A 25922-nucleotide genomic window follows, 5' to 3' on the forward strand; every position below is an offset into this window, starting at 1 on the left:
GCCGTCGCCTCTGTGGCGCAGGTGTACAACGAGGCGGCGCTGATCGCTGCGACGTAGAACCGGCCCCTGCCACCACGGGGCGAACTCCAGGGGCCGGTCCGCTCGTTCAACGGCTGGTGCGCACCGAGGTCAAGAGCGCGGTCCACTCGCGGGCGGGCACGTCAAGGTGACCGTGCGTGCGGTTCTGGGTGTCGCGGATGCCCGTCACGGCGCCTTCCGCGACCTCAACGCAGTCACTTTCCGCACCGCTGTAGCTGGACTTGTGCCAGGACTGGTCTGCGATCACTGTAGGTCTCCTAAAACTGTCGCTATGAGCTCGCGTGAGGTGGCCGGGGGCAGCGCCCACGCTTGCAGGTCCCCGAACAGGGCCGCCAGTCGGGCCACGCGATCCGGTCGGGTGACCAGCTCGCCGCCTGCCGCATGGTCCGCGTACACGAGTGTGGCCCGATCCGGGGTCGTCAGAACCTTAATCGGCCCGGAGGAACCGCCGTGGTAAGGGGTGTCGTCTGGCAGTACAGACACCTGTACAGCGCCCGATTCTCCCAGATCCAGCAGGTGCTTCAGTTGCTCGCGCATCACCCCTGTGGAGCCGACGTTGGCGCGGACCACCCTCTCAGCGATAACGGCGCTGATACGGGGATTCCTACCCTGCCGTAGGGCAGGCAGTCGACTCGTGCGCAGTTGGACGAGTTCATCGACCTGCTCCGGGGTGTCGAAGGGGCGTCCGTCGCGGAAGATCACGCGTGCGTACCCCGGAGACTGCATGAACCCCGGGATCAGCATGGGATGCCACATGCGGATCTCGGTCGCCTCTTCTTCTGACCGGACGCTCTTCTGGAACCAGTCCGGGTCGGCGAGTGCCTTCTTCGTGTCCGACCAACGACGCAACAAAGCGCCGTTGGTACCGAACACCGCTTCTATTTTGTCCACAAACTCCCGTTTGGGCTCTCTTGTCCCACGCTCCACTTTACTGATGGTGGACGCGGCGAAGCCGATCCGGGGGGACAACTGATCCAACGTAAGACCAGCCTGCTCGCGCACCCGACGCACTTCGTTGCCGAACGGAACCCATTCTGTCCTGACCTTTTCAGTCATGTGTACAGCTTGACATGTGAGAACTTTTCTTGGGTACCCGTCTCGACAGATCGCGGACAGAGTCGGTCTAGAGGTAGTGACTGACACCCCTGGGCCTAGACGATGAGCGCACGGGTTACCACTCGACTCCATGAGGCGGAGACGGCCTGGCCCGAAACAGAAGTACCTCGGCAGCCGGGTTGCAGCGGCTCCGAGGCACGGCCCCACCCCGAACGACCCGAGGTGAGACATGCACCAGTCTATCGCTCCACCCTCCGCACTGCTCCGCCGACTGCCCGGAACCCCGACCAGGTCGGGCCTCCTGCTCGGCCCCGACCTCGGCCATATCGCTATCGCGCGGCGCTGGGCGGCCCAGGCCACCCGCAGCCGCCCCGGCATGGCCGAACCCCTCGTCCTGGCCGTCTCCGAACTCGCGACGAACGCGCTGCGCCACACCGCCTCCGGCCTGCCCGGCGGTACCGTCCGCGTCGAGATCGACCGCACCGGCCACCTGGAGCTGCGCGTCACCGACGACGGCCCCCGCCCCGGCACGGCCGCCACACGCCCGACCGTGCCCGCCCCGGACCCGCTGCGGCCAGGAGGGCTCGGGCTGCGCCTGGTCGAGGCCGTGTGCGCCCACTGGGACTGGGAGTCGAACCCCGAGGGCCGGACCACCGTCCGCGCCGTCTTCCCACGGTGACCGCTTGAGCCCCGTGCCGCGCCCCTACTCCCGGCGCGGCACGGCCACCCCGGGGACGGCGGACATCCCCGCCGCCGCCCCCGGCCCACCATCGGGCACCACACCGCCGAACGAGAAGGGACACCGAAAGTGACGGTCCTGTTGTGCGGACACTGCGGCAGCCCCCGCCACGGCGGAGCCCCCGCCTACCGCTGCGCCTGCATCCCCGCCCAGGTATGGCAGGCCCCCGACCTTGCCCGCGCCGTCCACGCCCTGGACCTGTCCAAGGTCATCCAGTACCTGCGCCGCCACCCCGCCACACGCCACCACTCCCAGACAGCCCTGGCCGACATGTGCGGCATCTCCCAGGCGATGGTCTCCCGCCTGGAGAACGGCGCCACCGCCACCCGCATCGACAACACCGTCACCGCCCTGGCCGGACTCGGAGCACCCGGCGTCCCCGGCGAGATCCACCAGCCGCACCTGGACGAGGACCCGCCGCCCCCGGCCGGCCCCCGCGACGACCACGGTGTGCCGTGCGTGGTCCTCACCAGCCCCGCCCCCATCCGCGTCCACGTCCGCGACCCCGACCAGGACACCCCCGACCCCGGCGGCGGTGTGCCCGGCAGCGTCGTCCTCGTCGTCAACCCCGACGACCCCTGCCTGGTCGTCGACCACGGCACCGCCTGGGGCGTCACCAACACCGGCAACGGGGCGACCGCCTGGTTCGCCCTGCCCACCCACTGGACCCAAACGCCGCACCCCCCCAGATGACGCCCCCAAGGGGGATGCCCCGGTGGTCCCTGACGGGACGGCCACGCCTGGCACCGGACCGACGGGGCGCGGCGGTCCTTGGGCGGCTGGGGGACAGGGCCTAGGGTGGTCCGGGTGAGGACCAGCCACGGAGACAGCCTGCGCAAGCACCTGGACGCATCCCTCCTGTACCTGTGTACGGGAGCACGGAGGGAACAGGGCGACCTCGTCGAGTTCGCCGACGCCGCCCTGGCGGGAGGAGTGGACATCATCCAGCTCCGCGACAAGGGGCTGGAGGCGCGCGAGGAGATCGCCGCCCTGGAGGTGCTCAGGGACGCCTGCGAGCGGCACGGCGCCCTGCTCGCGGTCAACGACCGCGCCGACATCGCCCGCGCCGTGCGCGCCGACGTCCTGCACCTGGGCCAGCACGACCTGCCCGTCCCCATGGCCCGCGACATCGTCGGCGCGGACCCGATCATCGGGCGCTCCAACAACGACATCGAGGCCGCCGCCGTCTCGGCGAGCGAACCCGGCAGCGACTACTTCTGCGTCGGCCCGGTCTGGGCGACCCCCACCAAGCCGGGACGCGCCGCGGCCGGCCTGGAACTGGTGGAGCGGGCCGCCGCCCTGGACACCGACCGGCCCTGGTTCGCCATCGGCGGGATCGACCTGTCCACCATCGACCGTGTCCTGGACGCCGGGGCCCGCAGGGTCGTGGTCGTCAGGGCGATCACCGAGGCGGAGGACCCGCGGGCGGCCGCGGCCGCGCTGCGCGCACGCCTGACCGCCCGAGCCTAGGACACCTCACACGACCACGTGGGAGAGCGCGCTCGGGTGGCGGCGCAGGAAGCCCTCGATGGACTGGGCCGGGTGGCCGGTCAGCTTGGGCACGGTGGGCGCGACCACGTCCAGCTCCCCGGTGGCGATCGCCGCGTACGACGACGCCCAGCCCTCGACCGCCCACTCGGGCGCTCCGGTCCACCGGCGCGAGGCCAGCGCCTCCTCCCACGTCTCGGGCACGTAGCGGATGGTGCGCCCGGTGAGCGAGGACAGCTTGTCCACCGTCGCGCCCAGCGTCAGCGCCTCCGGCCCGGTGACATCGTAGGCGGCGCCTCCGGACACCGCCGTCACCGCCGGGTCGGTGAGCACCGCGGTCGCCACGTCCGCCACGTCGTCGCGCGAGACCCAGGCGACCCGCCCGTCACCGGCCGGACCGCGCACCACGCCCTGGCCGTCCGCCCACGTGGGCAGCAGGTCCAGGTACAGGCCGGGTCTGAGGAACGTGAACTCCGCCCCGCTCATCCGGATGTGGGCCTCGGTGAAGAAGTGCGTGCGGGCGAAGGTGAAGGTGGACGCCGGTCCGGCGTTCAGGAAGGACAGGTAGACGATCCGCGACACCCCCGCGGCGACCGCCGCGTCCACCGCGCCCATGTGTGTCTCGATCCGCTTCTCGGACTCGGTGGCCGACACCAGGAACAGCGTGTCCACCCCCCGGCAGGCCCGCTCGAAGCTCCGGGTGTCCTCGTAGGCCGCCATCGACGCGCTGCTGCCGGGGAACTCGGGGGCCCGGTTGATGTCGCGGACGATGAGCCGCTGCGCCAGCCCCAGACGGGCGATCCGGGCGGCGACCCGCCCGCCCACCGCGCCGGTCGCTCCGGTCACGCCTATGGTGTGGTTTGTCATGTGATCGTCGCCCATGACACCCCATCCTGAGGGATCGGACCGCGGCGACCGGCCAGCGGCACGCGTGTTTTTACCGGTTCCGGTCGAGGGGTGGCGCGCTCTTGGCCTCACCCGCGCCGCGGTAGGCCAGGCGCCGCAGCAGGACCTCCGCCGGGCCGCGCCGTCCGGCGCGCTCCAGCAGGGCGGCGGCCGCGACCGTCACCAGCCACACCCCGACGGCGAACAGCAGCATGCTCCACGAGGTCAGGTGCGCGCCCAGCCCCAGCCCCCAGGCGGCCAGGACCGGCGCGCACAGTACCGACTGCGCCAGGTAGGCCGACATCGAGCGCTTGCCGGTCGCCGCCAGGGCGCCCGTCACCGGTCCCGCGCCTCGTCCGCGCTCGATCCGGTGCGCGATCAGGGCGATCGCGGCGACGTAGCCCAGACCGCCGGCCAGGCCGGTGAGCATGTGCGGCAGGGACAGGAGCAGCCCCTGGCCCTCCGACAGGTCCCAGAGGTCGGTCTGGGCCAGGGCGAGGGGCAGGCCGCCGATCCACCCCGCTGCGAGGCCGCCGACGGCCACGGCGCGCAGCAGGCCCAGGTTCCGCCCCGGCTCCTCCAGCACCCGGCGCCGCGCGGCCCAGAGGCCGAGCAGGATCGCGGCGGGCACGGCCATGCCCAGCAGGCCCTGTCCCACGGTGACGAGGGGCCAGTAGGTGAGGCGCTCCACGATCGAGGCCGGGTAGGAGGGGTCGGCGATGCTGGCCACCATGTCCTCCTGCCCGAGCGACTGGCCCGCCATCTCCTCCGGGGGCACGAGGGCCAGGCTCAGCAGCGACAGCGCGGTCAGGGCCGCCATCAGGGCGGTGAGGAGGCCGGCCCACACCAGCAGGGTCGTGTCCCGGCGCCGCAGGAACAGCCAGGCCAGCACCAGCCCGGCCAGGCCGTAGGCCCCCAGGATGTCGCCCACCCACAGCAGCAGGGCGTGCACCAGGCCGAACACCAGCAGCCACAGGTTGCGGCGGCGCAGCACCGCGTCCGCTTGGCGGGGCGAGGCCCCCGCGGCCTCCTGTCTGCGGGTCAGTTGCACCATGCCGTACCCGAACAGGAACGCGAACATCGGATAGCTGCGCATGTCGATCGCGGCCGTGGTGACGAACTGCGCGATGCCATCCGCGAGGCCCTCCGGCGCGGGGTGCGCGCTCGTCCCGCTCATCGGCAGGGCCCACAGGTACCAGGTGGCGTTGGCGATCGCGATGAAGGCCAGCATGGACCCGCGTGCCAGGTCCGGCGCGAGTGAGCGCTCCCCGGCCCCGGTCGGGCCGCGTGAGGCGGTGTGCGTGGACATGGGCATCCCTCCGGTGTCGCGATATGTCGTGTTTGCGATTCAACCGGAGCGTCGGGACGGGCACAATGCGCCCGGGGCGGTCGGGGACCCGGGAAGATCCCCTAAGGAGATCCCCGGGTCAGTGCGTGCGCGAGGTGGCGGCGTCCACCAGCCACCGCAGGGGCTCGCGCGCCGACCCGTCCAGCTCGGGACTCTCCAAGGCCGACAGCGCCTGTTCGGCGTACTCCTCGATGAGCCGCTCGCACGCCTTGAGCGCCCCCGAGTCCTCGATGAGCGCGCACATCCACTCCACCGAGGCCTCCGACAGGTCCGGTGTGCCCAGCAGGGAGCGGAACCGGTCAGCCGCACCGGCGTCGGCGCGCTCCAGGGTCTCGGCCACGACCAGGGTCCGTTTCCCCTCGCGCAGGTCGTCGCCGGCGGGCTTGCCGGTGGTGCCGGGGTCGCCGAAGACCCCGAGTACGTCGTCGCGCAGTTGGAAGGCCACGCCCAGCGGCATCCCGTAGCCGGTGTAGACACCGCCCAGGGCGTCCAGGCGCCCGGCCAGGGCCGCGCCCAGGTGCAGCGGCCGCTCGATCGTGTACTTGGCCGCCTTGTAGCGCATCACCCGCAGCGCCGCCTCGCGGCTCTCCGTCCCCCGCACCTGTTCGAGCGTGTCCAGGTACTGCCCTGCCATCACCTCGGTGCGCATGGCGTCGAAGGGCGCCCGCCCGCCCTGGAGCACCTCCGGCGCGAACCCGCTGGCCTGGTACATCTCGTCGGACCAGGCCAGGCAGAGGTCGCCGATGAGGATCGCCGCGCCCTCCCCGAAGGAGTCGGCGTCGCCGCTCCAGCCGTGCCCGGTGTGGAGCGCGGCCAGCCTCCGGTGCGTGGCGGGCAGGCCGCGCCGGGTGTCGCTGCGGTCGATCACGTCGTCGTGCATCAGCGCGCACGCCTGGAGGAACTCCAGGGAGGCCGCCGCCCGGACCATACGCGCGTCGCCGTCGGCGCCGCCCGCCCCGCGCCACCCCCAGTAGCAGAACGTGGGGCGCAGTCGCTTTCCGCCCGAGAGCATCGCCTCCAGGGCGTCCATGGCCGGGGCCAGCTCCTCCCCGATCTCCAGCAGGCGGGTCCGGTGCGAGGCGCAGAACGAGGCGAGTTCTCCGTCCACCGCCGAGCGGACCACGGAGACGGGCGAGGAGGAAGCGAAAGGGGCCATAACCAGCACACTAGCGGCTTCCGGGCCACCGGACGCCGTGTTCGGCGCAACCCGGCCGCCCCGTTCGCCTGCCGGTCCGTGCGGTGTGCGTCACCGCGTCTCACGGAGCGGGACGCTTCCCCCGCCGCGCTGCCCGGGCTCGCCTAAGGTGGTGTCCATGCTCGCTGCACCGACCCAGCCCGCAGGGCCGCACCCGCCCGCCGCGCGCCCGCGCCAGATCCGTGAACTCCTCGACACGGGCGAGCCCCTGTTCTCCTTCGAGTTCTTCCCGCCCCGCGGTCCGAAGTCCCAGGCCCGGCTGTGGCGGGCGATCCGCGAGATCGAGGCGCTCGGCCCCTCCTTCGTCTCGGTCACCTACGGCGCGGGCGGCGGCACGCGCGACCTCACGGTGGAGACCACCGAGCGCATCGCGGCCGACACCACGCTGCTGCCCGTCGCGCACATGACGCTGGTGGACCACTCGGTGGCCGAGCTGCGCCACCTCATCGGCCGCTTCTCCGACGCGGGCGTGTCGAACATGCTGGCCGTGCGCGGCGACCCTCCCGGCGACCCCGGCGGTCCGTGGGTCCGCCACCCGCAGGGCCTGACCTACGCCGAGGAGCTGGTCCGCCTGCTCAAGGACAGCGGCGACTTCAGCGTGGGCGTGGCGGCCTTCCCGCACAAGCACCCCCGCTCCGACGACGTCGAGACCGACACCGACCACTTCGTGCGCAAGTGCGAGGCCGGGGCGGACTACGCCATCACGCAGATGTTCTTCGATCCGGAGGAGTACCTGCGGCTGCGCGACAGGGTGGCCGCCCGGGGATGCGGGGTGCCGATCATCCCCGAGGTGTTCCCGGTGGTCAGGACGGCCACGATCGAGCGGTCCGAGCAGCTCTCGGGCGCGCCCTTCCCGCGGGATCTGGCCGAGCGGTTCGAGCGCTTCGGCGACGACGCCGAGGCCGTCCGCGCCTTCGGCATCGAGCACGCCCAGCGCATGTGTGAGCGGCTGCTGGCCGAGGGGGCGCCGGGCATCCACTTCATCACCTTCAACCAGTCCACCGCCACCAGGGAGATCTACCGCGAGGTCGCCGGTCACCGGGCGCGCCCAGCGGAAGCCGCGCGGCCATGACGGAGAAGGACTGGGCCGGGCTCCCGGGGAAGGAGAAGTCCTCCAGGATCTCCGTGAACCCGCAGGAACCGTACAGGTGGCGCGCCGCGGTGGGGCCGGTGCGGGTGGACAGCACCGCGGTGCGCTCGGGCCGGCCCACGCACAGGGCGTGGAGCAGGGACCTGCCCACGCCCCGGTTCTGCTCGTCGGGGTCCACGTGCACCTCGGCGATCTCCAGCGTGTCCGACAGGTAGCGGTGCGCCAGGCGCGCCCTGCCCCGGGCGCGCAATGCCTCGGTGACGACGTCGTGCCACCACTGGCCCCGCCCGCCGTGGAAGCCGTAGGCGAAGCCGACCGGCCGCTCGCCGCGCACGGCCACCACCGAGCGGAAGCCCGGATAGCCCGCGTGGCCGCTCATCACGGCGGCCCGGCCGGGCAGTTGGTCCTCCGGGGGGCGCATCGCACGGTCGTAGACGCCCAGCAGGGAGGGGACGGCGTGGGCGAACGCAGGAGGGGCCAGTTCGCGCAGTTCGGTGTCGGCTGCCACCGTCCCACTCTAGAGCTTGGGCCCTTCGGCTCCGCGAGCACGGGTTGACGTGTCCGTCGGGGCTGGGGTTAACTGGCCTTGATCGAACGTGAGTTCGATCAAAGTGCCGGTGTGGCCGGGACGGGGAGGGGAAGCCCCGTGCCCGGCCGCACCGTGCCCGCGCGCACACGGGAGCCGGCACCCTCAGGGCGCCGGCTCCCGTGTGCGGGGGAGGCCCCGAACCGGGGCCGGGTGTCAGAAGGCGTCGACCGCGCGGCGCGCCTCGGGGTCGAGGACGCCCCAGTTGATGAGCTCCTCGGTGAGGTCTGACGGCGACTTGTCGTAGATGACCGCCAGTGAGCGCAGGTCCTCCTGGCGGATGGACAGCACACGCCCGTTGTAGTCGCCGCGCTGGCTCTGGATCGTGGCGACGTAGCGGGACAGCGGTCCGGCCTTCTCCTGGGGCACCTGCTGCATGCGCTCCAGGTCGATGACCAGCTTGGGCGTCGGAGCCAAGGGTGTGGGTGCGGCGCCGCCGGGCAGCAGTTCCGACATGGGAACGCCGTAGAAGTCGGCCAGTTCGGCGAGCTTCTGGACGGTGACGGCACGGTCGCCGCGCTCATAGGAGCCGACCACGACGGCCTTCCATCGCCCGTGGGACTTCTCCTCCACGCCGTGCAGGGAGAGGCCCTGCTGGGTGCGGATGGCACGCAGCCGCGCGCCGAGGGACTTCGCGTATTCGGATGGCATCTTCTTGTCGCTCCCGGCCGTGACGGTGGCTGGTGTGGTGGGGGAGGCGTCCGGCCTTCCTCGGCGGCCGCCGAGGCGGTCGTTCGGAGGGTCGCGGGATGCAACCCCACTCAGCAGTGGTTACAGACAGTGACGCTAGGGCGGTCCGGCCTCCAGGTCAAGCCGTTGGGGTGAAACGCGACTAATCAGTATCCAAACCGTGCGTAAGTGAGACTCCTCTCATGTGCGGACCGAACCGGATTAGTGGTGTGTACCGGTCACGCAGAGCCTCGCCACCGCAGGGATTCCCTGGCACACGGTGGGCGCCGGGGCGGTGTCCCCGGTTCCGCGGGCACGGCCCCGGCGTTCCGCCGCGCGTTTCCCGCGTGTCGGGCCTCACGCGGCCCGTGCTCGGTCCCGGGGCCGCCGGTCGAGGGACTCAGGGGGCCGCTGGTAGCGTTGGGCCGATCGACATCCTTTAACGACCTGTTCAGTGAGGCAGGGAAGGGGTCACTACTTTGCGTGCGCACGACAACGCGAAAGGTGGCGGGGGTGCTCCGCCGCCCCCGGCGCCCGAGGGATACAGAACCGTCCTCGATGGTCCGGAGATCGACCGGGCCCTCACCCGCATCGCCCACGAGGTGCTCGAACGCACCAAGGGCGGGCGGGACGTCGCCCTTCTGGGCATCCCCTCCCGCGGGGTCCCCCTCGCCCGGAGGCTGGCCGAGCGGATCGAACGCGTCGAGGACCTGCGCGTCCCCGTCGGCTCCCTCGACATCACCATGTACCGCGACGACCTCAGGCTCGCGCCCGCCCGGGCCCTGGGCCGCACCGAAATCCCCGACGGGGGCCTCGACGACCACGTCGTCGTCCTCGTCGACGACGTGCTCTTCTCCGGCCGCACCGTCCGCGCCGCCCTGGACGCGCTCGGCGACCTCGGCCGCCCCCGCGCCGTCCAGCTCGCCGTCCTCGTCGACCGCGGCCACCGCGAACTGCCCATCCGCGCCGACTACGTGGGCAAGAACCTGCCCACCTCCCTGCGCGAGGGCGTCACCGTGTGCCTGGCCGAGAGCGACGGCCGCGACGCGGTCCTGCTCGGCCCCGCCCGCGATCGGGCCAGACCCGGCGCCGAGTGGCGACCCGAGACCGAGGGGGCGGGCTCCTGATGCGCCACCTGCTCTCCAGCGGTGACCTCACCCGCGACGAGGCCACCCTCATCCTGGACACCGCCGCCGAACTCGCCAGGGTCAGCGACCGCTCCGTCAAGAAGCTGCCGACCCTGCGCGGCCGGACCGTCGTCAACCTCTTCTACGAGGACTCCACTCGCACGCGCACCTCCTTCGAACTGGCGGCCAAGCGCCTGTCCGCCGACGTCATCAACTTCTCCGCCAAGGGGTCGAGCGTCTCCAAGGGCGAAAGCCTCAAGGACACCGCCCTCACCCTCCAGGCGATGGGCGCCGACGGCGTCGTCATCCGCCACAGCGCCTCCGGGGCGCCACACCGGCTCTCCCACTGGGTCGACGGGTCGGTGCTCAACGCCGGGGACGGCACCCACGAGCACCCCACCCAGGCCCTCCTGGACGCCTTCACCATGCGCTCCCGCATGGGGCGGCTGGAGGGCCTGCGCGTGGCGATCGTCGGCGACATCACGCACAGCCGCGTGGCCCGCTCCAACGTGCTCCTGCTGACCACGCTCGGAGCGCACGTCACCCTGGTCGCGCCGCCCACCCTGCTGCCGGTCTCTGTGCACACCTGGCCCTGCGAGGTCTCCTACGACCTCGACGACGTGCTGCCCAAGTCCGATGTCGCCATGATGCTGCGCGTACAGAACGAGCGCATGCACGAGTCCTACTTCCCGTCCGTGCGCGAGTACAGCCGCAACTACGGACTGGACGCCGAACGCCTCGCGCGCATGCCCTCGGACGCCGTCGTCATGCACCCGGGCCCGATGGTCCGCGGCGTCGAGGTCTCCGCCGAGGTCGCCGACTCCCCGCGCTGCACCGTCACCGAGCAGGTCGCCAACGGCGTGAGCGTGCGCATGGCCGTGCTCTACCTGCTGCTCGGCGGCTCCTGACCGGACCCGCCCCCTTCGACTTCCCGCATCCACGAACACGAGGACTCCACACCGTCATGCCCGACACCGACCGCGCCTACCTGATCCGCGGTGCCCGACCGCTCGGCGGCGACCCCGTCGACCTGCTCGTCGCCGACGGACGGATCGCCGACACCGGAACCGGCCTGGCCGCCCCCGAGGGCGCCGAGACCGTCGACGCCGACGGGCTGATCGCCCTGCCCGGCCTGGTGGACCTGCACACCCACCTGCGCGAGCCCGGCCGCGAGGACGCCGAGACCGTCGCCACCGGCTCCCGAGCCGCCGCGATGGGCGGCTACACCGCCGTCCACGCCATGGCCAACACCGACCCGGTCGCCGACACCGCCGGGGTCGTCGAACAGGTCTGGCGCCTGGGCCGCGAGGCCGGCTACTGCGACGTGTATCCCGTCGGCGCCGTCACCACCGGACTGGCCGGCGCCAACCTCGCCGAGATCGGCGCCATGGCCGACTCCGCCGCCGGGGTCCGCGTCTTCTCCGACGACGGCAAGTGCGTCTCCGACGCCCTGCTCATGCGCCGCGCCCTGGAGTACGTCCGGGCCTTCGACGGCGTGATCGCCCAGCACGCGCAGGAGCCCCGCCTCACCGAGGGCGCCCAGATGAACGAGGGCTGCGTCTCCGACCGCCTGGGCCTGCCAGGCTGGCCCGCGGTCGCCGAGGAGGCGATCATCGCCCGCGACTGCCTGCTCGCCCAGCACGTGGGCTCGCGCCTGCACGTGTGCCACGTCTCCACCCGGGGCTCGGTCGACATCATCCGCTGGGCCAAGGCCCGCGGATGCGACGTCACCGCCGAGGTCGCCCCCCACCACCTGCTGCTCACCGACGAGCTGGTGGAGGGCTACGACCCGATCTACAAGGTCAACCCGCCGCTGCGCACCGCCGACGACGTCCGCGCGCTGCGCCAGGGCCTGGCGGACGGAACGATCGACGTCGTGGCCACCGACCACGCACCCCACCCGGTGGAGGCCAAGGAGACCGAGTGGTCCACCGCCGCCATGGGCATGGTGGGGCTGGAGACCGCGCTGGCGGTCGTCCAGGAGACCATGGTCGACACCGGTCTGCTCACCTGGGCACAGGTCGCCGACCGGATGTCGGCCGCCCCGGCGCGCATCGGACGGGTCACCGGCCACGGGCGCGCCCTGGCCCCCGGGGAGCCCGCGAACGTCGTCCTGTACGACCCCGCGGCCCCCGTCGAGGCCGACGGCGCGGCCATGGCCACCAAGAGCAGCAACACCCCCTTCCGGGGGATGACCCTGCCCGGCCGCGTCCGTGCGACCTTCCTGCGGGGGGTCCCGACCGTCCTGGAGGGGAAGATCAGTTGAACACAGCAGCACACAGCCGGCCCGGAGTCGGCACCGTGAAGGGGGAGAACGTGGCCGAGGAGACCGGCGGACCGGCGATTCTGGTACTTGAGGACGGCCGCGTGTTCCACGGCCGCTCCTTCGGCGCCACCGGGGAGACCTTCGGCGAGGCCGTCTTCAGCACCGGCATGACCGGCTACCAGGAGACCCTCACCGATCCCTCCTACCACCGCCAGATCGTGGCGATGACCGCCCCGCACATCGGCAACACCGGCGTCAACGACGACGACCCCGAGTCCGGCAGGATCTGGGTCGCCGGGTACGTCGTCCGCGAGCCCGCCCGCATCCCGTCCAACTGGCGCGCCCAGCGCACCCTCGACGAGGAGCTGCGCCGCCAGGGCGTGGTCGGCATCGCCCTCACCGGTACCCGTGCCCTCACCCGCCACCTGCGCGACCGCGGTGCCATGCGCGCGGCCGTCAGCACCACCGAGACCGACCCGAAGGCGCTGCTCGCCCGCATCCTGGAGCAGCCGCCCATGGCCGGGTCCGCCCTGGCCGACGAGGTCAGCACCGACACCCCCTACGAGGTCCTGCCGCCCGAGGGCACCGAGACCCGCTTCCACGTCGCCGCCGTCGACCTGGGCATCAAGGCCATGACGCCCCAGCGCCTGGCCGAGCGCGGCTGCAAGGTCACCGTGCTGCCCGCCTCCGCCACCGCAGAGGAGATCCTCGCGCTGGCCCCCGACGGCGTGTTCTTCAGCAACGGCCCCGGCGACCCCGCCACCGCGGACGGCCCCGTCGCCGCCATGCGCGGCGTCCTGGACGCGGGCACACCGCTCTTCGGCATCTGCTTCGGCAACCAGATCCTGGGCCGCGCCCTGGAGCTGGGCACCTACAAGCTCACCTTCGGGCACCGCGGGATCAACCAGCCCGTACGCGACACCCGCACCAGCAGGGTCGCCGTCACCAGCCAGAACCACGGGTTCGCCGTCGACGCCCCGCTCGACGGTCCCTTCGACACCCCCTACGGCCGGGCCGAGGTCAGCCACATCGGCCTCAACGACCAGGTCGTCGAGGGCCTGCGGCTCCTGGACCGCCCCGCGTTCAGCGTCCAGTTCCACCCCGAGGCCGCCGCGGGCCCCCACGACGCCGCCGGGCTCTTCGACGAGTTCTGCGACTTGATGACCGCCCAGTCCGTACCGGCCTCCGAGCAGGAGTAGAGGAAGAACATGCCGCGCCGTAGTGACCTTTCATCCGTCCTCGTGATCGGCTCCGGCCCGATCGTGATCGGGCAGGCGGCCGAGTTCGACTACTCGGGCACCCAGGCCTGCCGGGTTCTGCGGGCCGAGGGCCTGCGGGTCGTCCTGGTCAACTCCAACCCGGCCACGATCATGACCGACCCGGAGATCGCCGACGCCACCTACGTCGAGCCGATCACCACCGAGATGATCGAGAAGATCATCGCCAAGGAGCGCCCCGACGCACTGCTGCCCACCCTGGGCGGGCAGACGGCGCTCAACGCCGCCATCGCCCTCCACGAGGCGGGCATCCTCGACAAGTACGGCGTTGAACTCATCGGCGCCAACGTCGAGGCCATCCAGTCCGGCGAGGACCGCGAGTCCTTCAAACAGATCGTGGAGCGCATCGGCGGCGAGTCCGCGCGCTCACGCATCTGCCACACCCTCCAGGAGTGCCTGGACGCCGCCGAGGAACTGGACTACCCCGTCGTGGTCCGCCCCTCCTTCACCATGGGCGGCGCCGGATCGGGCTTCGCCCACGACGCCGGCGAACTGCGCCGCATCGCGGGCCAGGGCCTGGCGCTCTCCCCGACCACCGAGGTGCTCCTGGAGGAGTCCATCCTCGGCTGGAAGGAGTACGAGCTGGAGCTGATGCGCGACGCCAACGACAACGTCGTGGTCGTCTGCTCCATCGAGAACCTCGACCCCATGGGCGTGCACACCGGCGACTCCATCACCGTCGCGCCCGCCATGACCCTCACCGACCGCGAGTACCAGAAACTGCGCGACCTGGGCATCGCGGTCATCCGCGAGGTCGGCGTGGACACCGGCGGCTGCAACATCCAGTTCGCCGTCCACCCCGAGACCGGCCGCGTCATCGTCATCGAGATGAACCCGCGCGTGTCCCGCTCCTCGGCGCTGGCCTCCAAGGCCACCGGCTTCCCGATCGCCAAGATCGCGGCCAAGCTCGCCGTCGGCTACACGCTCGACGAGATCCCCAACGACATCACCCGGGAGACGCCCGCCAGCTTCGAGCCCGCGCTCGACTACGTGGTCGTCAAGGTCCCGCGGTTCGCCTTCGAGAAGTTCCCGGGCGCCGACCCCACCCTCACCACCACCATGAAGTCGGTCGGCGAGGCCATGGCGATCGGCCGCTCCTTCCCCGAGGCCCTCCAGAAGGCCATGCGCTCGGTCGAGAAGGCCGGGGTCGGGTTCACCTGGGCCGGAGAGCCTGAGGACAAGGACGGCCTGCTGCGCCAGGCCGCCACCCCGACAGAGCACCGCCTGCGCCAGGTCCAACAGGCCCTGCGCGCCGGGGCGACGGTCCAGGAGCTGTACGAGGCCACCCGGATCGACCCCTGGTTCCTCGACCAGATGCTCCGCGTCGAGGAGACCGCCCGGGCCCTGGCCCAGGCCCCCCAGCTCGACACCGCCCTGCTGCGCGAGGCGAAGGGGCTGGGCTTCTCCGACGTCCAGATCGGCGAGATCACCGGCAAGAGCGAGACCGTCGTCCGCGAACTGCGCCACGCCCTGGGCGTCCATCCCGTCTACCTGACCGTGGACACCTGCGCGGCGGAGTTCGCCGCGCAGACGCCCTACCTCTACTCCAGCTACGACGAGGAGACCGAGGTCCCCACCGGGGACAAGCCCAAGATCATCATCCTGGGCTCGGGCCCCAACCGCATCGGCCAGGGCGTCGAGTTCGACTACTCCTGCGTCCACGCCTCCTTCGCGCTCTCCGAGGCCGGGTACGAGACCGTGATGGTCAACTGCAACCCCGAGACGGTCTCCACGGACTACGACACCAGCGACCGGCTCTACTTCGAGCCGCTCACCCTGGAGGACGTCCTGGAGGTCGTCCGCGCCGAGCAGGCCGCCGGGCCGGTCGCCGGGGTCATCGTCCAGCTCGGCGGACAGACCCCGCTGGGCCTGGCCCAGCGCCTCAAGGACGCCGGGGTCCCCGTCATCGGGACCAGCCCCGAGGCCATCGACCTGGCCGAGGACCGCGGCGAGTTCGGCGCGGTCCTGGCCCAGGCCGGGCTGCCCGCGCCCAAGCACGGCACCGCCTACTCCTTCGCCGAGGCCAAGGCCGCCGCGGACGAGATCGGCTACCCGGTGATGGTCCGCCCGTCCTACGTGCTCGGCGGCCGGGGCATGGAGATCGTCTACAGCGAGGAGATGCTCGCCGACTACATCCGGCGCAACGCCCAGGTCAGCCCGGAGCACCCGGTGCTCATCGACCGCTTCCTCGACGACGCCATCGAGATCGACGTCGACGCGCTCTACGACGGCACCGACCTGTACCTGGGCGGCGTCATGGAGCACATCGAGGAGGCCGGCATCCACTCCGGCGACTCGGCGTGCACCCTGCCCTCGATCACCCTGGGCAGCGAGGACGTCGAGCGCATCCGCTACTCCACCGAGGCCATCGCCCGGGGGACCGGGGTGCGGGGGCTGCTCAACGTCCAGTACGCGCTCGCCTCCGGCGTCCTGTACGTGCTGGAGGCCAACCCGCGTGCCTCCCGCACCGTGCCCTTCGTGTCCAAGGCCACCGCGGTTCCGCTGGCCAAGGCCGCCGCCCGCGTCATGGCCGGGAGCACCATCGCGCAACTGCGCGCCGAGGGCATGCTGCCCGAGCGGGGGGACGGCGGCGACCTGCCCGCCGACGCCCCGGTCTCGGTCAAGGAGGCGGTGCTGCCCTTCAACCGGTTCATCGACAAGGAGGGCGAGGGGGTCGACACCATCCTCGGCCCGGAGATGCGCTCCACCGGCGAGGTCATGGGCCTGGACGTGCAGTTCGGCGCCGCCTACGCCAAGTCGCAGTTGGCCGTCACCGGCAGCCTGCCCTCGCAGGGCCGGGTGTTCGTCTCGGTGGCCAACCGCGACAAGCGCTCGATGATCTTCCCGGTCAAGCGCCTGGCCGACCTGGGGTTCGAGATCCTGGCCACGGAGGGCACCGCCCTGGTCCTGCGCCGCAACGGCGTGCACGCCACCGTCGTGCGCAAGCACAGCGAGGGTGCCGGGCCCAACGGGGAGCCGACCGTCGTGCAGCTCATCCACGACGGCGGGGTCGACCTCATCGTCAACACCCCCTTCGGCAGCGCGGGACAGGCCGGTCCGCGCCTGGACGGGTACGAGATCCGCACCGCCGCCGTGGTGCGCGGCGTCCCCAGCGTGACCACGGTCCAGGGGCTCGCCGCCGCGGTGCAGGCGATCGAGGCCCGGGTACGCGGCGACATCGGCGTGCGCTCGCTCCAGGAGCACGCCCGCACCCTCCAGGAGGGGCGCGAGTAGGGACTCTCCCGAACGCGGTGCCGCCGGCCGGGGGCACCGCGGCGACGCCGGGGCGGGGCCGCGGGGCCCCGCCCCGTGCCGGACCGGGACCGCCGCGCGCGGGACGGCCCTAACCTTGTACCACCGCAGCCGAGGGGGAAGAACGGAAGGCCGATGAGCGACAACGGACCGGTGCAGATCAGGTGCCCCGTGCTCAATGTGCGCAGGGTGGATGCCTACTACGCCATCACCGTGGTCGCTCCGGGCATCGCCGAGCGCTTCCGCTCCGGGCAGTTCGTCACCGTGGGCGTGGGCGGGGACCACTCCAGCACCCTGCTGCGGCGCCCCTTCGCCGTCCACGACGTCAAGCCCGACTACGGCGGCACCGTCGAGTTCCTCTTCTCCGTGCGCGGCACCGGCACCGCGTGGCTGTCCGAGCGCCGCTCGCGCGACCTGCTGGACGTGGTGGGCCCGCTGGGCCGCCCCTTCCCGCTGCCGCGCGACCCGGTCAACTGCGTCCTCGTGGGCGGCGGGTCGGGCGGCGCGCCGCTGTTCCCGCTCGCCCAGTCCCTGCGCAGACGCGGATGCCGGGTGGACTTCGTCCTGGGCGGCGCCTCCGCCGACCGCGTGTTCAGCGCCCTGTCCGCCCGCCGCATCGCCGAGACCGCCGCCTTCACCACCGACGACGGCTCGTTCGGCACGCGCGGCCGGGTGACCGACGTGCTCGGGCGGGTCATCGAGGAGGCGCGCTCGGACGCGGTCTACGCCTGCGGACCCATGGCGATGCTGCGCGCGGTCACCGCCGTGGCGGGCGCCCGCGGCGTCCCCGTACAGGTGGCGGTGGAGGAGACCATGGCCTGCGGTACGGGGATCTGCATGACCTGCGTGGTCCCGGTCGTGGGCGGCGACGGCATCACCCGGATGGCCCGCGCTTGTGTGGACGGCCCGGTGTTCCGGGGCGAGCAGGTGCGCTTCGACGACGTCGGCACGATCCCCTTCGACGCCCTGGGCGCCCCCGGGTGGAAGGGCTCCAGCGCCGCCCGCGCGGCCGAGTCCGCGCGCGACATCGCCTGAGCGGTGGGCACGGCGAGCATGAGGACGGTGGGAAGAGTGGGCCCTGACCTGAGGATCCGCCTGGGCGGTGTCGAGCTGCCCAACCCGGTGGTGACCGCCGCCGGGTGCGCGGGGGCCGGGCGCGAGCTCGACCGGTTCTTCGACATCGCCTCCATCGGCGCCGTCACGACCAAGTCGATGATGCTGGAGCCCAACGCCGGCCGGCCCGCGCCGCGCATGGCCGAGACTCCCAGCGGGATGCTCAGCACCACCGGGATGCAGGGCCCCGGCGTCGACGTCTTCCTCCAGCGCGACCTGCCGTGGCTGCTCTCCCGAGGGGGGCGGGCCATCGTGTCCGTGGCCGGCACCGGCGTGGGCGAGTTCGGGGAACTGGCGCGGCGCGTCTCGGACGCGGAGGGCGTCAGCGCCGTGGAGGTCAACCTCTCCTGCCCCGACCCGGGAGCCCCGGCCGGACGCCACTTCGCCGACGACTCCGAGCGTGCGGCCGCCGTGGTGCGCACGGTCCGCTCCCACGCGCGGTCGGGCCTGCCGGTGCTGGCCAAGCTGGCGGCCGACGTCCCCGACCTGGTCGCGCTGGCGCGGTCCTGTGTCGAGGCGGGGGCGGACGGGCTGTCGATGATCAACACCGTGCGCGGCATGGCCATCGACACGCGGTCGATGCGGCCCGCGGTGGCCGGGGGCCTGGGCGGACTGTCCGGTCCGGCGATCCGCCCGCTCGCGGTGGGCTGCGTCTACCGCGTGCACGAGGCCGTGCCCGAGGTCCCGATCATCGGCATGGGCGGGGTGCGTACGGGAGAGGACGTGATGGAGTTCATGGCCGCGGGGGCCACCGCCGTCGCGGTCGGCACGACCAGCTTCTCCGACCCCTCCGCCTGCGCGCGCGTGCTCAGGCAGTTCACCGAGGCCCTGGAGGCGCGCGGTGTCGGCCGCGCCGCCGACCTGGTGGGGGCGGCACACGGCTCCGGGGCCTGGGTGTGAGCGGGGAACAGGGTGCCGGGGGGCTCCGACCGGCCTGAACGGCCTTCAGGGGGCCTCTGGATGGCGGGGGGTCGGCTAGGGCCTCCCTCGTGTGGCGGGTGGTGCGTGAGGCCGCCTGCGGCTGTCTCAGGGCCGTTACGGGGAAGTGATCCCACCGGGGCATGAAGCCGTGCATCCTGGGAATCGCACACCGTGGACGCGTGCACATGACAGTGAACGTGCATTCGCCGGTGCCTTCCGTGACCGAGGGGCACCGGTGCCCGGGCCGTGACCGGCTCCGGGCCGAGGGGGGAGTACCGGGGATGACCGAGACCAGCGCTTCGCGTGCGCCGATCGCCGTCGCGATCGACGCCGACGACATTGAGACCGCCGCCACGTGGGCCTCCGCCGTCGCGCCGCATGTGAGCACGGTCAAGGTGGGGCTGGAGCTCTATCTGCGCTATGGGCCGGACGTGGTCGGCGCGGTGCGCGGCGCCAACCCGGTCGGGGTCTTCCTCGACCTCAAGCTGCATGACATCCCGGCGACGGTCGCCGGGGCGGCCCGCAGTGTGGCCGGGCTGCGGCCGTCGATCCTCACGGTGCACGCCGCCGGGGGAGCGGACATGGTCCGGGCCGCGGTGGAGAACGCGCCCGACACCAGGATCGCCGCGGTCACGGTGCTGACCTCCATGGACGACAAGGACCTGGACCAGGTGGGACTGGCCGGGCCGCCCTCCGACGCGGTGCGGCGCCTGGCGGCGCTGGCGGTGGGCGCCGGGGCCCGGGCGCTAGTGTGCTCGCCGCGGGAGGCGGCCCTGGTGCGCTCGGAGGTGGGTCCGGACATCACCCTGATCACGCCGGGCGTGCGCCCGGCCGGGGCTGACCGGGGCGACCAGTCGAGGGTGGCCACCCCGGAGGAGGCGATCGCCGCGGGCGCGGACCTGCTCGTCGTGGGCCGGCCGATCACCCGGGCGACCGACCCGGGCGCGGCAGCGGCCGCCGTCGCCGCGGCCGTCAGACGGGCCTCGAAGGGCCGGGGACGCCAGGGGGGGAAATGAGGCGGTATGTCGCAGCGCTCCCATCACGCACAGTTGTATGTCACTGACTGTCGCGAATTAGGTGTGACCGAAATTAAGCTCTTGGCGCTGAGAGTGACGTGCGTCACCCGTGGGTGACCTGCGCTGGTGGCACGGTCCGCCGCGTTTCAACCAGGACCAAAGTCCCGGTTTCCATCTCTTAAAGCAATGATACAATTACTCTTTGTAGTTTCTTTGATGAAATAGCCGCTGAAAGGCCACTTTGCGTTGCCTAATGCAGGTCGGACCTACTAACTTGCGCAGGCGTCCGCCCTCTACAGACGAGTAGAAATCCGAGGTGACCCGGCGTGGCCCTTCCTCCCCTCACACCCGAGCAGCGCAGCGCGGCTCTCCAGAAGGCCGCCAAGGCCAGAAAAGAGCGCGCGGAGGTCAAGAACAAGCTCAAGAACGGCGGCATCTCGCTGTCCGAGGTCCTCGCGGAGGGCCTCAAGGACGACGTCATCGGCAAGATGAAGGTTTCGGCTCTGCTGGAATCCCTGCCCGGCGTCGGCAAGGTCCGTGCCAAGCAGATCATGGAGCGGCTCAACATCGCCGAGTCGCGCCGTGTCCGCGGCCTGGGCACCAACCAGCGCGCCGCCCTTGAGAGCGAGTTCGGCGACCTCACCAAGTAGGACCCCTGAAGTGCACCGGCCCGTCCGCGCATCCCCACGACCGCGGCGGAGACCGTTCCCCGCGGAGCGGCCACGTGCCACGGCACAACCCCCGGTGAGACTAGCCGCCGCGCCGCGGTCGGCGGATGCCCGTCCCCAGGTCGGGCGTCCCCCGCACCGCGGCGCGGTGGTATAACTGGAGCTTTCCGCGACCGATCGCGGCAGTACCCGCACACCCGCCCGCCGCGCCGAGCGAGCCGGTTCCCACACCGGGCGCGCCGGGCACACGAAGGAAAGCCAGAGACCTCCATGCCTGCCGAGCCCGGAGCCGTGAACAGTCCGTCCGCGAAGCGGCTGACCGTCCTGTCCGGCCCCTCCGGCGTCGGCAAGAGCACGGTCGTCGACGCCATCCGCCGCGACCACCCCGACGTCTGGCTCTCCGTCTCGGCCACCACCCGCCCACCCCGCCCCGGCGAGCGCGAGGGCGTCCAGTACCACTTCGTCTCCGACGAGGAGTTCGACCGGCTCATCGCCGAGGACGAGCTGCTGGAGTGGGCCGAGTTCGCCGGCAACCGCTACGGCACCCCCCGAGCCCCCGTCAGCGAGCGGATCGCCGCCGGTGTCCCCGTCCTGCTGGAGATCGAACTCCAGGGCGCCCGCCAGGTCCGCGACTCGATGCCCGAGGCCCTGCACGTCTTCCTCGCCCCGCCCTCCTGGGAGGAGCTGGTGCGCCGCCTGACCGGGCGCGGCACCGAGCCGGACGAGGTGATCCAGCGCAGGCTGGAGGCCGCCCGGACCGAGCTCGCCGCGGAGAAGGAGTTCGACACCACGCTGGTCAACACGTCCGTACGGGACGTGTGCGACGAGCTGCTAGCGTTGATCAGAGCGCCCAAGGTGTGATAGCGGCCGCGCGCCGCGCCCTGGGCGCCGCCCACCCGTCCCGAACAACCACGTCACGGCTTTCGACGAGCCGGAGACCGTCCCTGGGGGTATTGAAGTGGCTGGTACCGAGCCCGTCGCCGAAGGCATCACCAACCCGCCGATCGACGACCTGCTGGAGTGCGTCGACAGCAAGTACAGCCTGGTCACCATGGCCTCCAAGCGGGCACGCCAGATCAACGCCTACTACGCCCAGCTCGGTGAGGGCCTGCTGGAGTACGTCGGCCCGCTGGTGGAGACCCACGTCCAGGAGAAGTCGCTGTCCATCGCCCTGCGCGAGGTCAAGTCCGGCCTGCTCACCGCGGAGCCCTACGAGGGCGCCTAGCCGTATCCATGGTCCCTCGCGGGCCCGGGACGGTGCTCGCGGCGTGGGGAACCGGCGTCTTCGTCGTCGCCCGCCCACCGCTACCCTCAACGGACGCCTGTTGCGCAGCTCCTTCCGGCTCGTTCCTCGCTGCGGTGGAGACTCCTCCCGCAGACACCGGCGGAGCCCTCGCGCTGCTTCCGCCGGTCGTCTGTCTCGGCCGGACGGGCGAGGCGGCTCCCGAAGCGGGAGGCGGTACGCGTTCCCGGCCGGTGGGCCTGGTAGAACTCGGTGCTGTGAGTGATACACCAGAGTCCGCGCCCCGGGTCGTCCTCGGCGTCGGCGGCGGCATCGCCGCGTACAAGGCATGTGAGCTGCTGCGCCGCCTGACCGAGTCCGGGCACCGCGTCCGAGTCGTGCCCACCGGTGACGCGCTGCGCTTCGTCGGTGAGCCCACCTGGGCCGCGCTGTCCGGGCAGCCGGTCGCGACCACCGTCTGGGACGGCGTGCACGAGGTCCCGCACGTGCGCATCGGCCAGAGCGCCGACCTCGTGTTCGTCGCTCCGGCCACCGCCAACATCCTGGCGAAGGCGGCCGCGGGCCTGGCCGACGACCTCCTGACCAACACGCTCCTCACCGCGCGCTGCCCGGTCGTGTTCGCCCCCGCGATGCACACCGAGATGTGGGAGCACCCCGCCACGCGGCAGAACGTGGCCACCCTCCGCTCCCGCGGCGCGATCGTGCTCGACCCGGCCGAGGGGCGCCTGACCGGTGCCGACACCGGCCGGGGCCGACTCCCCGAACCCGCGGAGCTGTTCGAGGCCGCCCGTCTCGCCCTGCGGCGGGGCACGGCCGCCGCCGACCTGTCCGGGCTGCGCGTGGTCGTCTCCGCGGGCGGCACCCGCGAGGCCATCGACCCGGTCCGCTTCATCGGCAACCACTCCTCGGGCAGGCAGGGGTACGCCCTCGCCCGGACCGCGGCCGCGCGCGGTGCGGCGGTCACCCTCGTCGCGGCCAACGTCTCCCTGCCGGACCCGGCCGGGGTCCGCGTCGTGCCCGTGGAGTCGGCACGCGACATGGCCGAGGCCGTGGCCGCCGAACGGGCCGGGGCGGACGTCCTGGTCATGGCCGCCGCCGTCGCCGACTTCCGGCCCGTCGCCGCGGTGGGGTCCAAGATCAAGAAGTCCGGGGACGCCCCCGCCCCGATCGAGCTCGCGGAGAACCCCGACATCCTCGCCGGGCTGGTCGCCGACCGGGACCGGGAGGGCCTGGCCCAGACCATCGTCGGCTTCGCGGCCGAGACCGACGACGTCCTCGCCCACGGGAAGGCCAAACTGGCGCGCAAGGGGTGCGACCTGCTCGTGGTCAACCGGGTCGGCGGCGGGCTCGCCTTCGGCACCGAGGACAACCAGGCGGTGATCCTCGCCTCCGGCGGAGGGGCCTTCGAGGTCCCTCGGGGGCCCAAGGACGACCTCGCCGACCGCGTGTGGGACCTCGTCGCCGACCGCGCGGGCCCGGCCCGGCCGGAATCACCCTGATCGGGGTCTGGATTCCTACGCCCGAGTACGTCACACTTCCAACTGGAGCCGTGACAGCTTTCGGGTCGGTCACGGGACTCCCGCCCCCACCAGTCCCGTTACAGTGGATCAACAACCCATCAGGGTCGGCCGCGCGCCGTGTTCCCCACCAGGGGATCCAGAGCCCGGTGCCGCGCCGACAGTCAGCCAGCAGCCGCTGCAAGGAGTCAGGCAACGTGTCCCGCCGCCTTTTCACCTCCGAGTCGGTCACCGAGGGCCATCCCGACAAGATGGCCGACCAGATCAGTGACTCGATCCTCGACGCCATGCTCACGAGCGACCCCGCTAGCCGGGTCGCGGTCGAGACGCTGATCACCACCGGTCAAGTCCACATCGCGGGTGAGGTCACCACCCAGACCTACGTCGACATCCCCGCCATCGTGCGGGAGAAGATCCTCCAGATCGGATACGACTCGTCCGCGAAGGGTTTCGACGGCGACTCCTGCGGGGTCAACGTCTCCATCGACGCGCAGTCCCCCGATATCGCGCAGGGCGTCGACACCGCCTACGAGGCCCGCGTCGAGAACGAGGAGAGCGAACTCGACCGGCAGGGCGCCGGCGACCAGGGCCTGATGTTCGGCTACGCCAACCGGGAGACGCCGGAGCTGATGCCGCTGCCCATCAAGCTGGCCCACTCGCTCTCCGAGCGCCTGTCCCAGGTGCGGCGGGGCGGCACCGTGCCCTACCTGCGCCCCGACGGCAAGACCCAGGTCACGGTCGAGTACGAGGGCCAGACCCCGGTCCGCCTCGACACGGTCGTGGTCTCCAGCCAGCACGCCGCTGACATCAACCTCGACGAGATGCTCGCCCCCGACGTGCGCGAGCACGTCATCGAGCCGGTCGTGGCCGCCTTCGGTCTGGACGCCGAGGACTACCGGCTGCTGGTCAACCCCACCGGCCGCTTCGAGATCGGCGGTCCGATGGGTGACGCCGGCCTCACCGGCCGCAAGATCATCGTCGACACCTACGGCGGCTACGCCCGCCACGGCGGCGGCGCCTTCTCCGGGAAGGACCCGTCGAAGGTCGACCGCTCGGCCGCCTACGCAACCCGCTGGGTCGCCAAGAACATCGTCGCCGCCGAGCTCGCCGAGCGCGCCGAGGTCCAAGTGGCCTACGCCATCGGCAAGGCCCACCCGGTCGGCGTGTTCATCGAGACCTTCGGCACCGAACAGGTGGCCCCGGAGCTCATCGAGAAGGCCGTCAAGGAGGTCTTCGACCTGCGCCCCGGCGCGATCGTGCGCGACCTCGACCTGCTGCGCCCGATCTACTCGGCGACTGCCGCCTACGGCCACTTCGGCCGTGAGCTGCCCGAGTTCACCTGGGAGAGGACCGACCGCGCCGCCGCGCTGCGCTCGGCCGTCGGCGTCTGAGCCGGACCGGGGACGGACCACGGGGGAGGGGCCTTGGGCCCCTCCCCTTCGTTGAACTGCTCCCCGGAAGTTGGACTGAGAAATCGGTTCCGCTTCCGGGGAGCACGCGCATGAACCCGCATAGTTCGCTCACCAGCGAGCAGCGCGCTGCCGCTGTAGACCTGTTCGAGGCCGGTCACGGCTTCAAGGCCACGGCCTCGTCGCTCGGTGTGGGCCGCCAGGCGCTCCGTATCCTGTTCGAGCGATGGAAGCTCCATGGTCGAAGGGCTCTGGTGGAGAAGCGGACCAAAGAGCGGTTCCCGTTCGAGACGAAGCTGGAGATCGTGCGTCGGCGCCTAGCGGGCGAGACCGCGACGGACCTGTGCAGCGAGTACGGTCTGTCCTCGCGCAAGATCCTGAACAAGTGGGTGCGGATCTTCCACGACCAGGGCGAGTACGGGCTGCGCCCCAGGCCCCGAGGGCGCCCCAAACGACGCGAACCCGCCGCCTCGGAGCCGATCAGCGAGCTGGAACGGCTGCGCCAGGAGAACGAGCGGCTGCGCGCCCAGGTGGCCTACCTGGGAAAATTGAAGGCCTTGAGGGATCAGGAGCGGCCATGAAAGCACGTGCTGTCGCTGCCCTCAAGGCCGAGTTTCCGCTTTCGGTGCTGCTCGACGCCGCCGGCCTGGCGCGGTCGACGTACTTCTACCACCGGGCCCGCCAGGGCCGCCCTGATCCCCCGGCAGCCGCTCAAGGACGCCATCGCCACCGCGTTCAAGCGGGCCAAGGGCCGCTACGGGCACCGGCGCGTCCATACGGTCCTGACCCGCCAGGGGTGGAAGGTCGCCAGGAAGACCGTGCTGGCGCTCATGCGTGAGGCGGGCCTGGTCTGCGGGGTCCGCAGGCGACGCAACGTCTACCTGTCCTACCGCGGCCAGATCGGCAGGACCGCGGCCAACGTCTTGGACCGCAACTTCGCCGCTGATGCCCCAGCCCGCAAGTGGGTCACCGACGTGACCGAGTTCTCCGTCGGCGGCGAGAAGGTCTACCTCTCGCC

The 25922-nt window shown here is 72.0% G+C and carries 26 protein-coding genes; 19 read left to right on the plus strand and 7 right to left on the minus strand.

The features are described 5' to 3' along the window. Positions 1-106: 106 nt before the first annotated feature. Positions 107-286: a DUF397 domain-containing protein gene (locus ACFHWE_RS08335; RefSeq protein WP_416600032.1), complete on the minus strand. Its 180-nt coding sequence runs from the start codon at positions 284-286 to the stop codon at positions 107-109. Beyond that, positions 283-1095 (minus strand): helix-turn-helix domain-containing protein, encoded by an 813-nt coding sequence (locus tag ACFHWE_RS08340; protein ID WP_416600033.1) that lies wholly within the window; start codon positions 1093-1095, stop codon positions 283-285. Before ACFHWE_RS08340 ends, ACFHWE_RS08335 begins: the two co-directional genes overlap by 4 nt. A 229-nt stretch (positions 1096-1324) precedes the next feature. Between ACFHWE_RS08340 and ACFHWE_RS08345 the strand changes: the two genes are divergently transcribed. From ACFHWE_RS08345 to thiE, 3 genes are all read left to right on the plus strand, one after another. Next, positions 1325-1774, plus strand: coding sequence for an ATP-binding protein (locus ACFHWE_RS08345; protein WP_416600034.1), 450 nt, complete (start codon positions 1325-1327; stop codon positions 1772-1774). 129 nt (positions 1775-1903) lie between these two features. Further along, a complete protein-coding gene (locus tag ACFHWE_RS08350) occupies positions 1904-2527 on the plus strand; it encodes a helix-turn-helix domain-containing protein (RefSeq protein ID WP_416600035.1) in 624 nt (207 codons plus the stop codon). 114 nt (positions 2528-2641) lie between these two features. Continuing rightward, the gene (gene thiE / locus ACFHWE_RS08355) at positions 2642-3304 is read left to right on the plus strand and encodes a thiamine phosphate synthase (RefSeq protein WP_416600036.1); all 663 of its coding nucleotides are present in this window, start codon (positions 2642-2644) and stop codon (positions 3302-3304) included. 6 nt (positions 3305-3310) lie between these two features. Here the strand turns inward: thiE and ACFHWE_RS08360 are convergent, their stop codons facing one another. The 3 genes from ACFHWE_RS08360 to ACFHWE_RS08370 all read right to left on the minus strand — a co-directional run bounded on the left by ACFHWE_RS08360 (position 3311) and on the right by ACFHWE_RS08370 (position 6711). Then, positions 3311-4204, minus strand: a complete 894-nt coding sequence (locus ACFHWE_RS08360) for an SDR family oxidoreductase (protein WP_416600037.1) — start codon at positions 4202-4204, stop codon at positions 3311-3313. Between the two features lie 55 nt (positions 4205-4259). Continuing rightward, a complete protein-coding gene (locus tag ACFHWE_RS08365; protein ID WP_416600038.1) occupies positions 4260-5516 on the minus strand; it encodes a DUF418 domain-containing protein in 1257 nt (418 codons plus the stop codon). A gap of 118 nt (positions 5517-5634) precedes the next feature. After that, positions 5635-6711 carry a polyprenyl synthetase family protein gene (locus ACFHWE_RS08370; protein ID WP_416600039.1) on the minus strand — a complete coding sequence of 359 codons (1077 nt, stop codon included), beginning with the start codon at positions 6709-6711 and terminating at the stop codon, positions 5635-5637. A gap of 247 nt (positions 6712-6958) precedes the next feature. Here ACFHWE_RS08370 and metF point away from each other — a divergent pair, with 247 nt between their 5' ends. Beyond that, a complete protein-coding gene (gene metF, locus ACFHWE_RS08375; RefSeq protein ID WP_416600076.1) occupies positions 6959-7822 on the plus strand; it encodes a methylenetetrahydrofolate reductase [NAD(P)H] in 864 nt (287 codons plus the stop codon). Here metF and ACFHWE_RS08380 read toward each other — a convergent pair. Further along, a complete protein-coding gene (locus ACFHWE_RS08380) occupies positions 7740-8348 on the minus strand; it encodes a GNAT family N-acetyltransferase (protein WP_416600040.1) in 609 nt (202 codons plus the stop codon). The two genes, metF and ACFHWE_RS08380, sit on opposite strands and share 83 nt — an antisense overlap. A gap of 234 nt (positions 8349-8582) precedes the next feature. Next, positions 8583-9077, minus strand: a complete 495-nt coding sequence (locus ACFHWE_RS08385; protein WP_416600041.1) for a transcriptional regulator — start codon at positions 9075-9077, stop codon at positions 8583-8585. Between the two features lie 497 nt (positions 9078-9574). On the opposite strand from ACFHWE_RS08385, the gene pyrR reads away from it, so the two are divergent. The 15 genes from pyrR to ACFHWE_RS08460 form a co-directional block, all read left to right on the plus strand. Then, entirely contained in the window at positions 9575-10222 is a 648-nt protein-coding gene (gene pyrR / locus ACFHWE_RS08390; RefSeq protein ID WP_416600042.1) for a bifunctional pyr operon transcriptional regulator/uracil phosphoribosyltransferase PyrR, read from the plus strand. Then, on the plus strand, positions 10222-11130 hold the full coding sequence (locus tag ACFHWE_RS08395; RefSeq protein ID WP_416600043.1) for an aspartate carbamoyltransferase catalytic subunit: 909 nt from the start codon (positions 10222-10224) through the stop codon (positions 11128-11130). The genes pyrR and ACFHWE_RS08395 overlap by 1 nt, the downstream gene beginning before the upstream one ends. A gap of 56 nt (positions 11131-11186) precedes the next feature. Next, positions 11187-12488 (plus strand): dihydroorotase, encoded by a 1302-nt coding sequence (locus tag ACFHWE_RS08400; RefSeq protein WP_416600044.1) that lies wholly within the window; start codon positions 11187-11189, stop codon positions 12486-12488. Positions 12489-12538: 50 nt separating this feature from the next. Beyond that, a complete protein-coding gene (carA, locus tag ACFHWE_RS08405; protein WP_416600078.1) occupies positions 12539-13687 on the plus strand; it encodes a glutamine-hydrolyzing carbamoyl-phosphate synthase small subunit in 1149 nt (382 codons plus the stop codon). Positions 13688-13696: 9 nt separating this feature from the next. Further along, on the plus strand, positions 13697-16999 hold the full coding sequence (carB, locus tag ACFHWE_RS08410) for a carbamoyl-phosphate synthase large subunit (RefSeq protein ID WP_416600045.1): 3303 nt from the start codon (positions 13697-13699) through the stop codon (positions 16997-16999). Between the two features lie 153 nt (positions 17000-17152). Continuing rightward, positions 17153-18052, plus strand: coding sequence for a dihydroorotate dehydrogenase electron transfer subunit (locus ACFHWE_RS08415; RefSeq protein WP_416600046.1), 900 nt, complete (start codon positions 17153-17155; stop codon positions 18050-18052). A 36-nt stretch (positions 18053-18088) separates the two neighbouring features. Further along, complete coding sequence (locus ACFHWE_RS08420) at positions 18089-19030, plus strand: dihydroorotate dehydrogenase (protein ID WP_416600047.1); 942 nt, start codon at positions 18089-18091, stop codon at positions 19028-19030. Between the two features lie 302 nt (positions 19031-19332). Then, complete coding sequence (pyrF, locus tag ACFHWE_RS08425) at positions 19333-20067, plus strand: orotidine-5'-phosphate decarboxylase (protein ID WP_416600048.1); 735 nt, start codon at positions 19333-19335, stop codon at positions 20065-20067. A gap of 326 nt (positions 20068-20393) precedes the next feature. After that, positions 20394-20717 (plus strand): integration host factor, actinobacterial type, encoded by a 324-nt coding sequence (mihF, locus tag ACFHWE_RS08430; protein WP_028649069.1) that lies wholly within the window; start codon positions 20394-20396, stop codon positions 20715-20717. A 288-nt stretch (positions 20718-21005) separates the two neighbouring features. Further along, positions 21006-21596, plus strand: coding sequence for a guanylate kinase (gene gmk / locus ACFHWE_RS08435; protein WP_416600049.1), 591 nt, complete (start codon positions 21006-21008; stop codon positions 21594-21596). A gap of 97 nt (positions 21597-21693) precedes the next feature. Beyond that, positions 21694-21960: a DNA-directed RNA polymerase subunit omega gene (gene rpoZ / locus ACFHWE_RS08440; RefSeq protein ID WP_416600050.1), complete on the plus strand. Its 267-nt coding sequence runs from the start codon at positions 21694-21696 to the stop codon at positions 21958-21960. A gap of 275 nt (positions 21961-22235) precedes the next feature. Continuing rightward, positions 22236-23477: a bifunctional phosphopantothenoylcysteine decarboxylase/phosphopantothenate--cysteine ligase CoaBC gene (coaBC, locus tag ACFHWE_RS08445; RefSeq protein WP_416600051.1), complete on the plus strand. Its 1242-nt coding sequence runs from the start codon at positions 22236-22238 to the stop codon at positions 23475-23477. 215 nt (positions 23478-23692) lie between these two features. Further along, complete coding sequence (gene metK, locus ACFHWE_RS08450; protein ID WP_416600052.1) at positions 23693-24886, plus strand: methionine adenosyltransferase; 1194 nt, start codon at positions 23693-23695, stop codon at positions 24884-24886. A 110-nt stretch (positions 24887-24996) separates the two neighbouring features. Next, entirely contained in the window at positions 24997-25485 is a 489-nt protein-coding gene (locus ACFHWE_RS08455) for a transposase (protein ID WP_416600053.1), read from the plus strand. Positions 25486-25491: 6 nt separating this feature from the next. Next, positions 25492-25922: IS3 family transposase (locus ACFHWE_RS08460; RefSeq protein ID WP_416600055.1), on the plus strand; the 431-nt coding region annotated here is incomplete at its 3' end.

The sequence above is a fragment of the Nocardiopsis sp. LOL_012 genome, from assembly GCF_048060475.1.
GTDB lineage: Bacteria > Actinomycetota > Actinomycetes > Streptosporangiales > Streptosporangiaceae > Nocardiopsis.

Coding starts and splice junctions, on each gene's coding strand:
- pyrF (WP_416600048.1), top strand. CDS start 19,333: ATGACCGAGACCAGCGCTTCGCGTGCGCCGATCGCCGTCGCGATCGAC.
- ACFHWE_RS08400 (WP_416600044.1), top strand. CDS start 11,187: ATGCCCGACACCGACCGCGCCTACCTGATCCGCGGTGCCCGACCGCTC.
- ACFHWE_RS08345 (WP_416600034.1), top strand. CDS start 1,325: ATGCACCAGTCTATCGCTCCACCCTCCGCACTGCTCCGCCGACTGCCC.
- ACFHWE_RS08395 (WP_416600043.1), top strand. CDS start 10,222: ATGCGCCACCTGCTCTCCAGCGGTGACCTCACCCGCGACGAGGCCACC.
- ACFHWE_RS08385 (WP_416600041.1), bottom strand. CDS start 9,077: ATGCCATCCGAATACGCGAAGTCCCTCGGCGCGCGGCTGCGTGCCATC.
- ACFHWE_RS08415 (WP_416600046.1), top strand. CDS start 17,153: ATGAGCGACAACGGACCGGTGCAGATCAGGTGCCCCGTGCTCAATGTG.
- ACFHWE_RS08360 (WP_416600037.1), bottom strand. CDS start 4,204: ATGGGCGACGATCACATGACAAACCACACCATAGGCGTGACCGGAGCG.
- ACFHWE_RS08455 (WP_416600053.1), top strand. CDS start 24,997: ATGAACCCGCATAGTTCGCTCACCAGCGAGCAGCGCGCTGCCGCTGTA.
- ACFHWE_RS08340 (WP_416600033.1), bottom strand. CDS start 1,095: ATGACTGAAAAGGTCAGGACAGAATGGGTTCCGTTCGGCAACGAAGTG.
- carB (WP_416600045.1), top strand. CDS start 13,697: ATGCCGCGCCGTAGTGACCTTTCATCCGTCCTCGTGATCGGCTCCGGC.
- ACFHWE_RS08365 (WP_416600038.1), bottom strand. CDS start 5,516: ATGTCCACGCACACCGCCTCACGCGGCCCGACCGGGGCCGGGGAGCGC.
- ACFHWE_RS08370 (WP_416600039.1), bottom strand. CDS start 6,711: ATGGCCCCTTTCGCTTCCTCCTCGCCCGTCTCCGTGGTCCGCTCGGCG.
- gmk (WP_416600049.1), top strand. CDS start 21,006: ATGCCTGCCGAGCCCGGAGCCGTGAACAGTCCGTCCGCGAAGCGGCTG.